Source organism: Stenotrophomonas hibiscicola ATCC 19867, assembly GCF_000382065.1.
GTDB lineage: Bacteria > Pseudomonadota > Gammaproteobacteria > Xanthomonadales > Xanthomonadaceae > Stenotrophomonas > Stenotrophomonas hibiscicola.
In genome coordinates this window covers 312,480-328,130 of record NZ_KB907502.1, presented here as the reverse complement: position 1 = coordinate 328,130, position 15,651 = coordinate 312,480, and the positions used below count along the sequence as shown (strand labels likewise).

General features: G+C 65.8%; 9 protein-coding genes. 3 read left to right on the top strand and 6 right to left on the bottom strand.

What is annotated here, in order from left to right; genetic code table 11:
• The first annotated feature begins 57 nt into the window (after positions 1–57).
• On the top strand, positions 58–615 hold the full coding sequence (locus G370_RS0115590) for a 1,2-dihydroxy-3-keto-5-methylthiopentene dioxygenase (protein ID WP_005409451.1): 558 nt from the start codon (positions 58–60) through the stop codon (positions 613–615).
• A 3-nt stretch (positions 616–618) separates the two neighbouring features.
• Positions 619–1,314 (top strand): acireductone synthase, encoded by a 696-nt coding sequence (gene mtnC, locus G370_RS0115585; RefSeq protein WP_019661439.1) that lies wholly within the window; start codon positions 619–621, stop codon positions 1,312–1,314.
• A 129-nt stretch (positions 1,315–1,443) separates the two neighbouring features.
• Here mtnC and G370_RS0115580 read toward each other — a convergent pair whose 3' ends face one another.
• From G370_RS0115580 to G370_RS0115555, 6 genes are all read right to left on the bottom strand, one after another.
• Positions 1,444–4,062, bottom strand: a complete 2,619-nt coding sequence (locus G370_RS0115580; RefSeq protein WP_019661438.1) for a beta-mannosidase — start codon at positions 4,060–4,062, stop codon at positions 1,444–1,446.
• A 90-nt stretch (positions 4,063–4,152) separates the two neighbouring features.
• Complete coding sequence (locus G370_RS0115575) at positions 4,153–5,379, bottom strand: AGE family epimerase/isomerase (protein ID WP_019661437.1); 1,227 nt, start codon at positions 5,377–5,379, stop codon at positions 4,153–4,155.
• Positions 5,376–6,371, bottom strand: a complete 996-nt coding sequence (locus G370_RS0115570) for a carbohydrate kinase family protein (protein ID WP_019661436.1) — start codon at positions 6,369–6,371, stop codon at positions 5,376–5,378. Before G370_RS0115570 ends, G370_RS0115575 begins: the two co-directional genes overlap by 4 nt.
• A 7-nt stretch (positions 6,372–6,378) precedes the next feature.
• Complete coding sequence (fucP, locus tag G370_RS0115565) at positions 6,379–7,692, bottom strand: L-fucose:H+ symporter permease (protein ID WP_019661435.1); 1,314 nt, start codon at positions 7,690–7,692, stop codon at positions 6,379–6,381.
• A gap of 60 nt (positions 7,693–7,752) precedes the next feature.
• Positions 7,753–8,802, bottom strand: coding sequence for a LacI family DNA-binding transcriptional regulator (locus G370_RS0115560; protein WP_019661434.1), 1,050 nt, complete (start codon positions 8,800–8,802; stop codon positions 7,753–7,755).
• A 96-nt stretch (positions 8,803–8,898) separates the two neighbouring features.
• Complete coding sequence (locus G370_RS0115555; protein ID WP_019661433.1) at positions 8,899–11,364, bottom strand: GH92 family glycosyl hydrolase; 2,466 nt, start codon at positions 11,362–11,364, stop codon at positions 8,899–8,901.
• 1,044 nt (positions 11,365–12,408) lie between these two features.
• Here G370_RS0115555 and G370_RS0115545 point away from each other — a divergent pair.
• On the top strand, positions 12,409–15,486 hold the full coding sequence (locus G370_RS0115545) for a TonB-dependent receptor (RefSeq protein ID WP_019661431.1): 3,078 nt from the start codon (positions 12,409–12,411) through the stop codon (positions 15,484–15,486).
• The last annotated feature ends 165 nt before the right edge of the window (positions 15,487–15,651 follow it).

Genomic DNA, 15,651 nt, shown 5'->3' with positions numbered 1-15,651 from the left:
TGCGCCCCGCCCCCACCCTGCTACCCTGTCTTCCCCCGAGACGTTCAAGCTGCCGCCATGAGCCGACTGCGCATCTACGACGACACCCGCCCCGAATCGCCGCTGCTGGACACCCAGGACGGCGCGGTCATCGCTGCCGAACTGCAGAAGATCGGCGTCACCTTCGAGCGCTGGCAGGCCACCGCGCCAGTCGCGCCGGGCGCCAGCCAGGAGGAAGTGTTCGCCGCCTACCGTGCGGACATCGACCGCCTGGTCGCCGAGCGCGGCTTCAAGAGCGTGGACGTGGCCTCGATCGCCCCGGACAACCCGAACCGCGCCGAGCTGCGCAAGAAGTTCCTCGACGAGCACTTCCACAAGGAAGACGAGGTGCGCTTCTTCGTCGCCGGCTCCGGCCTGTTCACCCTGCACGTGGGTGACAAGGTCTATGAGATCGAGTGCGTGAAGGACGACCTGATCGCCGTGCCCGATGGCACCACCCACTGGTTCGACATGGGCGATGAACCGAGTTTCGTGGCGATCCGCTTCTTCACCGAGCCGGACGGCTGGGTGGGTCATTTCACCGGCACCGACATCGCGCAGAAGTTCCCTCGTTACGTACCCACCCAGGCGTCCTGATCCATGCAAGCCCGCGTCATCCTGACCGACATCGAAGGCACCACCAGCAGCATCTCGTTCGTCAAGAACGTGCTGTTCCCCTATGCGCGCAAGGCGTTGCCCGCGTTTGTCGCCGAGCATGGCCAGCAGCCGGACGTCCGCCGCTGGCTGGATGCGGTGGCTACCGAGATCGGCGGTGCCTGCCAGGACAGCCTGGTGGCCGAAACGCTGCAGGGCTGGATCGACCAGGACCGCAAGCACACCGCACTGAAGGCGCTGCAGGGACTGATCTGGGACGAAGGCTACCGCCGTGGCGACTACACCGCGCACTTCTACCCGGAAGTAGCGCCGGTGCTGAAGGGCTGGCACGCTTCCGGCCTGCCGCTGTACGTGTACTCCTCCGGTTCGGTGCCGGCGCAGAAGCTGTTCTTCGGTTTCAGCGATGCCGGTGACCTCAGCCCACTGGTGTCGGGCTGGTTCGATACCGAGATCGGCGGCAAGCGCGAGACCGACAGCTACCGCCGCATCGTGCAGGCCATCGGCGTACCGGCCGGCGAGATCCTGTTCCTGTCCGATGTGGTGGAAGAGCTGGATGCCGCCCGTGAAGCCGGCCTGCAGACGCGCCTGATCGACCGCCGCGACGACTACCCGATGCCGCGCACCGGCCAGGCCGCCAATGGCCACGAGCGGGTCGAGAACTTCCAGCAGATCCAACTGTAAAAAAGAAAGGTGTGCGGACCAACGGTCCGCACCTACCCGGCTCCGCTTCTGGTAGTTGCCAACCTTGGTTGGCATACGGCCGATGTGTCAACCAAGGTTGACACCTACCAGAACATGGTTCACCTGCCCTCATCGATCGTTGAGGGTTTTCACCTTCAGCGCTTCGCGCAGGGTAACCAGATCCACCGGGCCGCGTACGGCGATATCGCGGGTTTCGCCTGGCAGCAAGTCCAGCAGGTTGTCTTCGACCTGCACATCCAACGCACCGAAATCAATCCACGCCGCGCGCACGTACGCCGCGCTTTCCAGCCGTAGTCGATAGTGGTCGCCTTCGATGGACAACGTGGCCTTGAGCTTCTGCCGCGGCAACATCTGGTCCTTGGCTTCGACGAATCCGACCACCTGCCGCGCGCCCACCGCCCCGTTCTGCAGCAGCTCGAACACCGCCACCGTGCGCTTCGGGTCGGCACCGGCCAGCAGCTCGGCATCGCGGAAATCACCGATCGAGGTCACACCCGACGCCGCCAGCGTCACCGCGTCCTCGCGACGGCGCAGCACCTTCCCTTCCACGTCCATCACCCGCAGCCGCCAACGTGCATCCAGCGCCGCACCGTCATTGATCAGGCGTACCCGCGTACTGCCCTCATCGCGCAGCGCCGCTACCGTGACCGGCGCGAAAAAGCGCCGCGCGGCGAAGTGCAGCGCCTTCCAGCGACCGAAGTAGTCCACGCTGGACCATGAAGCACCCGGCCAGACATCGTTGAGCTGCCAGTACAGCGAGCCCATCGTGTACGGCCGCGAAGCGCGATGGTGCAACGCGGCGAGCGCGATGCCATCGGCCTGCATCACCTGGCTGAGGTAGACAAAGTCCTCGAAGTCCTTCGGCGTGCCGTAACCCAGTTCGATGTAGTGCAGCAGGCGGCTGTTGCCCTCGCCGGCCATGAATTTCTGGTGCGCGCGGATCACCGGGCTGTCGATGCGCTGCTCGGCGCGGGTGGCGATCTGGTCCACGGTGGCCACCGACGGCCATGCCTGCAGGCCGTACTCGGACATGAAGCGCGGCGTCTCGCGCAGGTAAGCCTGCACCGGCAGCGCCGGATTGCCCCAGACCTGCCAGTAGTGCTTGTCGCCACGGGTCGAGTCGTTCGCCTTTTCGTCCAGGTCGTTGCTGGGCGAGCTGGACCAGTACGGCACGCCCAGCCCCTCCTCCCCCACTACCTGACGCAGATCATTGCCGAACAGGTCGACATAGCCCTGCCAGACCTTCGCTGCAAACGCAGGGTCGGCTGCCTTCAGGTCGCGACCGTGGCCCCAGTCCTTCCAGGCGGTTTCTTCCTCGTTGTTGCCACACCACAGCACGATGCTGGGGTGATGGCGCAGCCGGCGCACATTGTCGCGTGCCTCGGCCACCACGCTGGCACGGAAGGCCGGATCGTAGCCCGGCTGCATGCCACCACCGAACATGAAGTCCTGCCAGACCAGCAGGCCCAGTTCGTCGGCGATGTCGAAGAACGCATCGTCCTCGTAGTAGCCGCCACCCCAGTTGCGCAGCATGTTCATGTTGGCGTCGCGTGCGGCGGTCAGCACCTGGCGCAGGCGCGCGGCGTCGACCCGTGCGGGGAAGGCATCGAACGGAATGACATTGGCGCCCTTGGCGAAGATCTCCACGCCGTTGATGACGAAAGCGAAGCCCTGCCCGCCCTTGCCGTCTTCCTCGCGGCGCAGTTCAACCGTGCGCAGGCCGATGCGCTGCTCGCGCACCAGCTCCGGCGCGCCACCTTGGTCCAGGCGGGCCCGCACCGTGTAGCGGTCCTGCACGCCGTGGCCGACTGGCCACCAGCGCCGCGGATCGGCCAGTTCAACCGGAACCTCGATGCTGTTCTGGCCGGCCTTCAGCAGCACCGTGCGCTGCACCTGGGCCACGTTGCGGCCCTGCGGATCCTGCACATCCACATTCACCACGGCCGAGCCCGCCGCCGCACCCTGCTCCACTCGCAGCAGCACGGCCAGCTTCGCCTGCTCCGCGCTCAATGCATCCGTGCGCACCGCAAGATCGGTCAGGCGGTGCGCGTCCCAAGCCTGCAGATCGATTCCGCGCCAGACGCCGGCGGTGACATAGCGCGGACCCCAGTCCCAGCCGAAGTGGTAGGCCGGCTTGCGCGCGAAGTTGCCGACCATCGCGTCCTTCGGCTCATCGCCATACGGCGACGGGTAGTTGCCAGCGATCTTGCGCGGCATTGCCTGCACGCCCGGCAGCAGGGTGCGGATCGGCGAACGGAACACGATCTGCAGTTCATTTTTGCTCGCACGGAGGCGGCCTTCGACCCGGGCACGCCACGTGCGGTGTGCGTTGTCCGCGCGCAGCAGCGGCTTTCCGTTGAGGCTGACTTCGGCGTAGGTATCCAGCCCATCGAAGCGCAGTTCGGCATTGGGTCTGGACAGCGTCGCGGCATCGACGTCGAAGCGCGCGCGGTACTCCCAGGCAGCCAGGCCGATCCACTGCAGTTCGGCCTCGGGCGCACCGACATACGGATCACGGATCAATTCGTGAGCCAGCAGGTCGGTGTGCACGCTGCCCGGCACCGTCGCCGCCCGCCATTGCTGCAGACCTGGGTGGGCGGCGCCCTGCGCGTCGCCGGGCAGCATGCGGAACTCCCACTGTGCCTGCAGCGGCGCTGCAGCTACCGGGAAGGAGGAGGCTGCAACCAGCAGCAGGAGCAGACGGACAACGAGGGAAAGACGATGCACGCAGGGCTCCTGTTTTCCGCCGGGCGTGGCCCGGCGCTACCGATGCGGGATTGCCAGGCATGGCCTGGCACTACTGAATTCGAACGCTCTTCAGCGCACCACGTTCAGCACTTCGTAACACGCACCCATGGTGTGGTAATCCACCTTGCCGGCCGGGCTCTTCTCGTCGCTGTACTTGCGATTGTCGGCATCGAGGATGCGGAACCAGGCGCCGTACCGGTGATCGACGAAGTGTTCCCACGAATACGCCCAGATACGCTGGTACCACTGCCAATAGCGGTCATCGCCGGTACGCTTGGCCATCAGTGCGGCGGTCGCCAGCGTCTCCGCCTGCACCCAGAAATACTTGTCGTCGTCGCAGACGAAACTGTCGCCACCGATCGGGGCGCCATCCATGCCCGGCTGCCGGCGCGATTCCGGCGCGAAACCGTAGTACAGGCCACCCCGCGCCTCGTCCCAGCTGCGCGCCACGGCCACGTCGAACAGGTGCTGCGCGGTCGGCACCAGCCAATCGGCCTGCACATGGCGGTCCAGGATCAACAGCAGCTTGGCCCATTCGGTCTGGTGGCCCGGCTGGAAGCCCCACGGGCGGAACAGGTGCTTGGGGTCATCCAGGTTGTAATCCCAGTCGATCTCCCAGTTGGAATCGTAGTGCTCCCACACCAGGCCACCGGCCTTGGCGGCCTGGCGGCGGGTCATGTTGTCGGCCAGCTGCAGCGCGCGCTCCACATAGCGCTGTTCGCCGCTGGCCTCGAAGGCGGCCAGCATCGCCTCGCACATGTGCATGTTGGCGTTCTGGCCACGGTAGCCGGTGAAATTCCACTGCCCATCGGCTTCGTCCTTGTAGAGGCCGTGCTGCGGCTCCCAGAAACGCGCTTCCAGCAGCTGCCAGGTCTCGTCCATCCATGCGCGGGCCTGTTCGAGACCGGCCTTCAGTGCGCAGCTGTAGGCCAACAGCACGAACGCCACGCCATAGCAGTGGTTCATGTCGTCCTCGACCTTGCCATCGCGCAGGGTCCAGGCGTAGCCACCGGTGGCCGGATTGCGATGCACCTCGCGCAGATAGCGCACGCCATGCTCGACTGCGTCGCGGTATTCGGCGTTGCCGAACTCGCGGTATGCCATCGCGTAGTTGAAGACGAAACGGGTGCTGCTCACCAGGTGGCGGTGGCTGGCATCGTAGATGCTGCCGTCATCACGGAAGTAGTGGAAGAAGCCGCCGTTCGGATCGATGCAGCGCGGGTGGTAGAACGCCATCGTGTCGGCGATGTGCGCACGCAGGAACGCGGGTGAACGGAAATCGGGCGAGGTGCTCATGCGGTAATGTCCTGGTCCTGCAGCAGCTGCTGCACTTCATCGAGCGAGGGCATCGCGGCGAACGCGCCCTTGCGGGTAACAGCCAGAGCGCCGACCGCGGCACCGAAGCGCAGCGTGGCGGTGATCGCCTCCGGGTCCTGGCAGAACGCTGCAAAGCCTGCACCGGCCCCGCCACGCTCCAGCAGCCCAACCAGCACGCCACCGACGAAGGCATCGCCAGCAGCCGTGGTGTCGACCGTGGCCACGCGGAAACTGGTGACCGTGCCGTGGTTGTCGCGGGTGTACCAGTGCAGCGTGGCCGCACCGTCGGTGACGATGACCCAGCGCGCCTGCGCGGCCAGCAGGCGCCGCAGCACCGTCGCCTCGCCGTCACTGCCCAGCGGCGCGGCCAGGTAGTCCAGCTCCTCGCGCGACAGCTTGACCAGGTCGGCACGTTCCAGCGCCTGCCACAGGCGCGGCGTCGGGTCCTCGTTGGCCGGCCACAGCGCCGGGCGCAGATTGAGGTCCAGGCTGACCACCGCACCGGCGTCACGGGCGCGCTCCATGCCGGCGAAGGTCGCCTCGGCAATGGCCGGCTCGGTCAGGCTGTTGGAGCAGACATGGAAGCACTGCGCGCTGTCGAAGCACGCGGCTTGGAAGTCGCTGTCACGGAACAGCAGGTCGGCCGCCGGTGGGCGGTAGAAACTGAAGCTGCGCTCGCCGCTGGCATCCAGCGCGACGAAGGCCAGCGCGGTCTTTGCCGCATCGGTACGCACGATGTAATCCGTGCCCACGCCGTGCTCGGCCAGGCTGTCCGCCAGGAAGTCACCGAACATGTCTCGGCCCAGCATGCCGACGAACTGGGTCTTCGCCCCCAGTCGCGCTGCCGCCACCGCAACGTTGGCCGGCGCACCGCCGGCGTACTGAAGGAATGCGCGCGGGGTTTCGGCCGAGGCCGGAGGCTGCGCTAGTAGATCGATCAAAATTTCGCCGAAGCAAACAATGGCACCCATTCCGGACTCAGCCTCCCTGCGTTGCGGAAGCCGGCGTACGTGCGCCGACCAGTCCGTAGAAAATGATGTAGCCGTAGCACAGCAGCGGCAGGATGAAGCTGGCCTGCACACCGATGTGGTCGGCCAGCACGCCCTGCAGGTACGGCACCACGGCACCGCCGACGATGGCCATGATCAGCAGGCTGGAGCCCTTGTTGGTCAGCGGCCCCAGGCGCTCGATGCTCAGTGCGAAGATGGTCGGGAACATGATCGAGTTGAACAGGCCGATCGCCACCACCGAGTACAGCGCGATGCTGCCAGAGGTCAGCATGGTCGTAACCAGCAGGGCCACGTTGACCAGCGCGAAGATCGCCAGCAGGCGGCTGGGCGAGAAGCGCGCCAGCAGCGCCGAGCCGGCGAAGCGGCCAATCATCGCCATCGTCCAGTAGGCCGACACGTAATGGGTGGCCTCCTGTTCGCTGAAGCCGCCGATGTTGGGCATCGACAGGTAATTGACCAGGAAGCTGCCGATCGACACTTCGGCACCGACGTAGAAGAAGATGCCCAGCACGCCCAGCAGCAGGTGGCGCTTGCGCAGTGCATCCAGGTAGCTGTGGTGGTGACCCTGATCAGCCTGCTCGGTGGCGTCGCTCAACGCCGGCAGGCGGAACAGGAACACGAACAGCGCCAGCAGTACCAGCGCCACCGCCAGGCCCACGTATGGACCCTGCACGGCCTGCGCCTCGGCGGCACGGTAGGCCAGCTGCTCGGCGGCCGGCAGCGCCGCGATGTCATCGGCACTCTTCACCGTGTTGGACAGGATCAACATGCCGCCAAAGATCGGGGCGATGGCCGTGCCCAGCGAGTTCAACGCCTGCGCCAGGGTCAGGCGGCTTGAGCTGGTCTGCTCCGGTCCCAGCAGTGCGACGTACGGGTTGGCGGCGACCTGCAGCACCGTGATGCCGGTCGCCAGCACGAACAGTGCACCGAGGAAGGCGCCGTAGACGCGCAGCTCGGCCGCGGGCCAGAAACCCAGTGCGCCGATACCGGCGATCAGCAGGCCGGCCACGATGCCCTTCTTGTAGCCCAGCGCCGCCACCAGGCGTCCGGCCGGCAGCGACATCAGGAAATAGGTGCCGAAGAAGGTGAACTGCACCAGCATCGCCTTGGCGTAGTTCAGCTCGAACACCGCCTTCAGGTGCGGGATCAGGATGTCATTGAGGCAGGTCAGGAAGCCCCACATGAAGAAGATCGTGGTGACCACGGCCAGCGCCTTGCCGTTGGTGACGGCGGGTGCGTTGCCCGAAGAACCCGATGGACGGGGCGTTGCGGAGATCGGCATGCGGTACGCGCCTCGATGCGCGGAAGGTCGTTGTTGCGTGGAAGGGATGTATGAAAGGAATCAGTTCGGTCGTGCGGCACTGCTTTCGCGGATGCGCAGCTGCACCGGCGCGACCGTGCGCCGCGGCGGCGCATCCGGTTCGTCCAGTCGTTGCAGAAGCAGCGCCGCAGCTTGCCGGCCACGCTCGCGCGGGTCGGCGGTCAACGTGGTCAACGGCGGCACCGCTACCGCCGCCTCGGAGATGTCGTCGAAGCCGGTGACCGCGAAGTCACCGCCCGGGCGGATGCCGCGCGAATTCAGGCCCAGCATCAAGCCCAGCGCGACGGTGTCGTTGTAGCAGACGGCCGCACTCGGGCGATGGCCATCGGCAAACAGCTCATGGGTGCGCGCCGCGGCCTCCAGGCGGTTCGGTGCCGATTCGATCATCCAGCCCGGCGGCAGCGACAGCCCGGCCTCGGCCAGCGCCTGCTGGAAACCGGCGCGGCGCTGATGACAGGAGCTGGATGCCGCGTGGCCGCCGAAGAAGGCGATCTGGCGATGGCCGCGCTCGATCAGGTGGCGCGTGGCGAGATAGGCGCCGTGCTGGTTGTCGAGGGTGAGGAAATCCCAGTCAGCCCCTTCAAGCTCGCGGTTGAACAGCAGCACGTTGGCATTGGCACCCAGCGCCTGCCGCAGCAGCGTGGTATCACTGCCCTCGGCCGGCGACAGGATCAGGCCGGCCGGGGTGTGCTCCATCAGCGTGGACAGCACCGCCTGCTGGCGCTCCGGCGATTCGCCGGTGCTGCCCAGCAGGGTCACATAACCACGCCCGCCCAGCGCCTCATCCACACCGGATGCGAATTCGGCGAAGAACGGGTTGGACAGATCGTTGATCACCAGCGCGATGCTTGATGACGTGCGCCGGCGCAGGTTGGCCGCCGCGCGGTTGTAGACATAACGCTGGCGGCGCAGTTCGGCCTCGACCTTGGCGCGGGTATCGACGTTGACCAGTGGGCTGCCGCGCAGCACCAGCGACACCGTTGCCCGTGACACGCCGATGGCACGCGCGATGTCGGTCACCGTCACCGCCTTGCCGGCGCGTTTGCTGGGACTGCTGCCGTTGTCGTTCATCGTCTTCCCGGACTCCGCTGGAGGCTCAAGCCTAATGGATCAGGGCCGTGTCGTGCCGTGCCGTTCGCTGGGTGACCGCGAACGGCACAGTCCGGCTCAGCGCAGCTGGCTGCCCGGTGCCGCGCACCAGGACACCGGTAGGTCCTTCACCGCCGTACCCCAGCCCTGCTCCGGCGCCTTCGCGTCGAGCGCGAACTGCAGGCGCGGGCCCTGCTGCAGGCGGTTCCAGTCCAGCCATACCGGTGCATGCGCCTGGCCGTCGACCTGGACGCCCTGCACATACTGCAGGCGGCGGCCATCGGCGCCCGGCGCGTCGATGCGCAGGGTGCGGCCGTTGCCCATGTCCACTTCCACCTTGCTGAAGCGCGGGGTGTGCAGCAGGAACTGGCCGCTGCCCGGCACCGCCGGGTACACGCCGATGGCACTGAACAGGTACCAGGCCGACATCGTGCCGAGGTCGTCATTGCCGGTCACGCCGTTCGGGGCGTTGGTGAACAGCTGCTGCGCAGCGCGCACCACGGCAGCGGTCTTCCACGGCTGGCCGATCAGCGTGTACAGCCACGGCGAGTGCAGGTCGGGCTCGTTGTTCGGGTTGTAGCGGAACTGGTTGTAATAGCTGTACGGCCCGACCACCCACTCTTTGCGGGCGGCATGGAGCGGGTCGGCCTGCAGCGCGTCCATGGCGAAGAAGGCGTCCAGGCGGCGGCCAGCCTGTTCGCGGCCGCCCATCGCTTCGACCAGGCCCGGCACGTCCTGCTGCGCCAGCCACTGGTACTGCCACGCCGTGCCTTCATGGAATCCATGGTGCGAGCGCGGGCTGTAGTGGCCATCGGCCGGGGTGTACCACTGGCCATCCTCGGTGCGCGGGCGCGGAAAACCGGTGAAGCCGGTCTCGGCGTCACGCACCTGCGGGTCCCACACCTTGCGCCAGTTGCGGCCGCGCTCACGCAGCGTCGCCGCGTCCTGCGCGTGGCCGAGGCCATCGGCCATCTGCGAAAGCGCACAGTCGGCCAGCGCGTATTCCAAGGTGGCCGAACCGCCATGGTGCGGATCGACGTCCATGCCCTTGGACGGGAACGCGCGGTCGTAGACCACGTAGCCCTTGTCCAGATAGGTCGGGTTGCCGGAACGGCCGGCCATGCGCGAGTTCAACGGCGGCGTGCCGAAGGCGTTGCGGCGCAGCGCATCCCAGGCCTGCGATTCACGGCCCTTGAGCGCGCCGAAGCGCCACAGGTCGACCATGAACGGGGTGACCGGGTCGCCGGTCATGATGTTGGTCTCGAAGTTGGCATAGCCCCAGCGCGGCAGCCAACCACCCTGCTCGTCGATCGCCAGCAGGGTACGGCCGATATCGCGTGCCACGTCCGGGCGGGTCAGCGCCAGCCACTGGTTCTGCGCGCGGTAGGTATCCCACAGCGAGAAGTACTCGTAGTAGGTCCAGCCGTCGGCACGGTGGATACCATCGTCATAGCCGCGGTAGCGGCCGTCGGCGTCGTTGCCGGTCATCGGCTGCAGCAGCGCGTGGTAGACCGCGCTGTAGAACACCGCGCGGTCGTCGGCATTGCCGCCCTGCACACGCACCCGGCCCAGCTGCTCACGCCACGACTGCTGGGACAACGCACGCATGCGGTCGAAACCGAGCAGCGCTCCCCCCTGCATGCCATCTGCGCGCAGATTGATGCGCGCGCCTTCGGCATCCACGTGCGAGATTGCGCTGACCGCCGTCACCGACTGGCCCTTGGCCAGGTCGAAGGTCAGCCAGGCACCGTTCGGCTTCTGCTCGCCTTCCATGCTGTGCCGCGCACCCGGCAGGCCACCGCCCTCGCCCCAGGTGCCATGCGCCTTGAACGGACGGTCGAACTCGATGCGGAACCAGGTGGTGTACTGATGACCGCCACAGAAGCTCTTGGTCACCAGCTTGCCCTCGACTACACGGTCGCCGACCACATCGACCACGCTGCCGATCACTGAATGGCGTTCGTTGGCCTGGCCTACATTGACGAGGACGTGGCCATCGCCGCTGCGCTGGCTGAAGGTGTAGCGCTCGGCCGCGGCACGGGTGCGCGCGGTCGCCTCGGCATCGATGCCGCCGTAGCTGGTCAGGCGCACCTTGTAGTAGCCAGCCTGGCCGATCTCGCCGTCATGCGTGTAGTTCGAGGCATACGTCTTGTGGTCGAACTTCTTGGGGTTTCCGGTATCGAAATCGCCGCCCGGGCCGATCGAGCCGGTCACCGGCAGCACCGACACCTGGCCGCCCTGTTCCCAGCAGCCGGCACCGGAGATGAAGGAATGGCCAAAGCCACGGATCTTCTCGTCGTCATAGCGCCAACCCGAATAGTGGCTGCCGATCGGGCTGACCTGGATCAGGCCGAACGGCGCCGACGCGCCCGGGAACGTATTGCCGTCGTCCTTGCTGCCGATGAATGTATTGACCTCCCGCTCCAGCGCTGCCGGCGCGGCCTGCAACAGCATCGGCATGGCCGAAAGTGCCAACAGGCAGGCCAGGCGCGCCAGCGGGCGCGAGGTCGATGGGACGGCGGGAGCGGACGGCACTGGGCGCATGTCGGGTTCCTGTAGTCGATGACGCGGAGGCAGACGGCCGGGGTCGTTCGGCACCGTTCCGCTGAGTCCCGCCGTGACTGGCAGAGAGCTCCCCCTGGAATGACGCCTGACCCACCAGACCGTGTATTTAGATCGATTCAAGTAGAGCATGCAGGTTCAGCCGAATGCATTCTGCGGCGCAGCATGAGGGGGTGTTCGGCAGGGCTGCGCCCTGTACCCGCTCCGAGCTGGAGCAACAGCAACAGCAACAGCAGAAGCTGGTTTCCTGTGGGGAGTCGGGCTGGGTCCGGTTGCGGGGGACGCCGTAAACCCGTCCCTGGGGGCTTGGCCGCGGCATCCATGCCGCGGCCCCCCCCGCAACCGGACCCACCCCGCCTTCGACAGATTTCCGCGATCTGTAGATCCACGCCATGCGTGGATGAATCTCTGTCAGATAGCGAAACAATCGGGGGTCAGATCCGTTTTCCAAAGGAAAACGGATCTGACCCCATGACCCCATGCCGCACCAGGATCAATGCAACCGTCACCGGGAAACTGTCGAAGGCGGGGCGGTGTGGGCTGGCAGGACCGTTGGCGCCATGGATGGCGCCATCGAGCCCCCAGGGACGGGTTTACGGCGTGTCCTGCCAGCCCACACCGCCCCGCCAAGCCACAGACAACCCAGAGCCGCTTTGGCTTTGGCTGTAGACGTTGCCCTGGCTTGAAGCAGGTGCAGGGCGCAGCCCTGCCGACCCACCCTTCCCCTGCGCACGAAAACGATTTCACTGATTTCAGCAAACCGTCATCCCTTCGCCACGCCAGTACCATATTGCGCAGCAGCATGCGCCCACGGGCGACCCGTGCTAAAAATCGCCCGCCCATCGCTTAGATCGATCCAAGAACGACATTGCGATGGCCGGGAGTTGGGGAGCAGCAACAGGACGTACCAGGCCACACGCGCGGTGCTCTGCCACCCACATGGCGACAGCCGCAAAGTCACTTCAAATTAGATCGATTCAAGTTGTCCGTGCCACGTCACCGGATCAATCCAGGAGAGAGGGAGAGATGGGAATGAAGCATTCAATACGTACGCATGGCCAGGACGCACTGTCGTTGGCCATCGCGCTGGCATTGGCCGCCGCCGTCATTCCGGCTGGCGCCGCCGCGCAACAGGCCACGTCTACCGGCGCGCCGGATGCCACCACTCTGGACAGCGTCCAGGTCACCGGCTACCGCTACGCCATCGAAAAGAGCCTTGAGCAGAAGCGCGACGCCAACGCCGTTGTCGAAGTGATCACCGCCGAGGACGTCGGCAAGTTCCCCGACAAGAACGTGGCCGACGCACTGCAGCGCGTGCCCGGCGTGGTAATTACCCGCAGCGGTGGTGAAGGCAAGAGTGTCAGCGTGCGCGGCCTTGCGCCGGACCTGACCCTGACCCAGTTGAATGGCAACTACGTGGCCACGTCGGAAACCAACGACGAAGCCACCCGTTCGTTCAACTACACCCTGCTGCCGTCGAACATGCTGTCCAGCGCCGAGCTGTTCAAGTCGCCGGAAGCACGCATCGACGAAGGCGGCATCGGCGGCACGGTCATCCTGCACACCCGCCGTCCGCTGGACATGGAGTCCAACTCGGGCTTCGTCACGCTCGAGGGCACCTCCTCCGATACCCACCACGATATCGACCCGCAGGCCTCGGCCCTGTATTCGTGGCACAGCAAGGATGAGCGTTTCGGCGTGCTGGTCGGCGTGACGCAGCAGAAGCGCACGACCCGCACCATGGAAGCCAGCACCGAGGACTACCAGTGGTACGGCGCCGGCAGGGCACGCGACGCCTATGGCAACGTGCAGCAGCAGGATGGCATCCACTACTGGTGGGGCAAGTCCGGCTTCAACAACCAGACCGGCGGCAACTACAGCGACTTCTTCATGCCGACCTCGGTCAACTTCGCGGTGAAGGAAGAAAAGCGCGAGCGCAAGGGCGGCCAGCTGACCTTCCAGTTCAAGCCGGTCGACAACGTCACGATGACCGCCAACTACTTCCGCTTCGAGCTGCAGGGTGACTACACCCAGAACATGCTGAAGATTCCGGAATGGAGCATGGCGCGCTACAACCAGGACGGCAACTGGGCCGGAGGCCGCCTTCTCAATGGCCTGGACTTCGATGCCAGCGGCAACACCGTCACGGGTGCCCAATTCGAAAAGCTGGCTGGAAAGACCTACTACTGCAGCGAAGACCAGGCCAAGGCCGCCGGCCTCAAGCCCGGCGGCTGGGGCCCGGACGACTGCACGATTCCGACACCGCAGCTGACCGGTGGCTACAGCAAGGAAAAGGCGCTGTCGCAGACCGCCGACCTGACCATCGACTGGGACATCAGCCCGCTGTGGAAGGCCTCGTTCACCGGTGGCCGCACCTGGTCCGAAGGTGGTCCGTCGATGAACTTCCGCATGTCGGCCAAGCCGCGCCGCAAGGTCGGCAACGACTACCTGTCCGGTAACCAGTACAGCGCATGGGACCTGACCGGCACGCCGTCTGCCACCTTCTCGCCCGACCTGCAGCAGCAGTTGATGAACGGCATCGCCGAAGTCGACACCGGCTCGACCGATTCGTCGTGGAAGCGCACCGAGGTCAAGCAGAACTACTTCCAGGCCGACGTGACCAAGCTGTTCGAGTCCGGTTGGCTGGATTCAATCCAGTTCGGTGCCAAATACCGCGACGGCAAGGTGCACCGCAACACCGGCAACACCTACTGGGTGTGCCCCGGCCGTGACCCGGCCGACTATGACAACAGCCGCTACCAGAGTGGCTGCGATCCGACTGCCGGCGATGCGCAGCCCGGCTTCTTCCTGTCCAATCCGATCAGCAACATTGCCGGTGGCTTCAATGCCAACGTGTTCCCGGGCATCAACTACCCGGCGTACATCGACTATCTGAACAAGACCTACGGTGGTTCGCACAACCGTACCGAGGAAGACTTCGTCTACAACGTCAACGAGAAGATCTACTCCGGCTACTTCCAGGCCAACTTCCGCACCGAGCGCCTGCGCGGCAATGTCGGCGTGCGTGTGGTGCGCACCAAGCAGTTCGCGCAGTCTTCCGACTCGATCGAGAAGTTCAACGACTACTTCCTGGACAACGCATCCGGTGCGCCGATGGCGTGCACCGACCCCGCCGCTGCGGCCTACCCGACCTACAGCTGCGAGAGCGGCTTCGTGCGCCTGCCGCATGACCTGGCGCAGAGCAAGACCTACAGCCTGATCGGCGTGGACCGCACCTACACCGACGTGCTGCCGAGCTTCAACATCGCATGGGACATCACCGACACGCTGGTGCTGCGTGGTGCCGCATCGAAGGTGATCGCCCGACCTGGCTACACCGACATCGCAGCACCGGGCGCACTGAGCTACTACAGCGAGGAGTACGTCAATGATCGCCGCGTTGCCGGTGGCGCATCGACCGCAGGCTGGGTCGGCCAGGGCAGCAACAAGCAGCTGGAGCCGTTCAAGGCCACCCAGTTCGACCTGGGCCTGGAGTGGTACTTCCAGCCGGGCGCGGTCGCCGGCGTCAGCCTGTTCCGCAAGAACGTGGACAACTTCACCCTGCCGGTGGTGCGCGACACGCCCATGGTCATCAACGGTGAAGCGGTGAACGTGCAGCGCTACGAGACCCAGGCCAATGGCCGCGATGGTGTGTCGCAGGGCGTCGAGCTGTATGGCCAGTACACCTTCGATTTCGGCTTCGGCGTGCAGGCCAACTACACCTACAACGACACCAACCTGGCTTCCATTGTTCTGGACGGGCAGGAAATCGGCTCCTCGCCGCTGGTCGGCAGCGCCAAGAACCAGGCCAACGTGACGGTCTTCTACGAGAACGAGAAGTTCCTCGCGCGCGCTTCGTTCAACCGTCGCGGCCAAGTGGTCGGCGGGCTCAACAATGGCCTCACCGTCTACACCGAACCGTATGACCAGCTGGATCTGAATGTTGCCTACAACCTGACCCCGGACTGGACCCTGACCGCCTCGGTGATCAACGCCACCAAGTCCGAGCAGCGCGTGCACCTGGGAAGCGACACCAAGGCACGCCTGATCTCCAATACCTATGCAGGCCGCCAGCTGTACTTCGGCGCTACCTGGAAGTTCTAAGGCAACACCGGGTTGCCCGGGCGCGCCCGGTGCAACCCACGCCCCGCCCTGGCGGGGACGTTCCTCCACGGCAGCCGCGCTGGTACAGGCGGCTGCCGTTTTTTTTGCCGCCTTGCCTGTCGTTCAGCCCGGCACTTGACCCTGCCATCGTTGGAAGGTGCACAC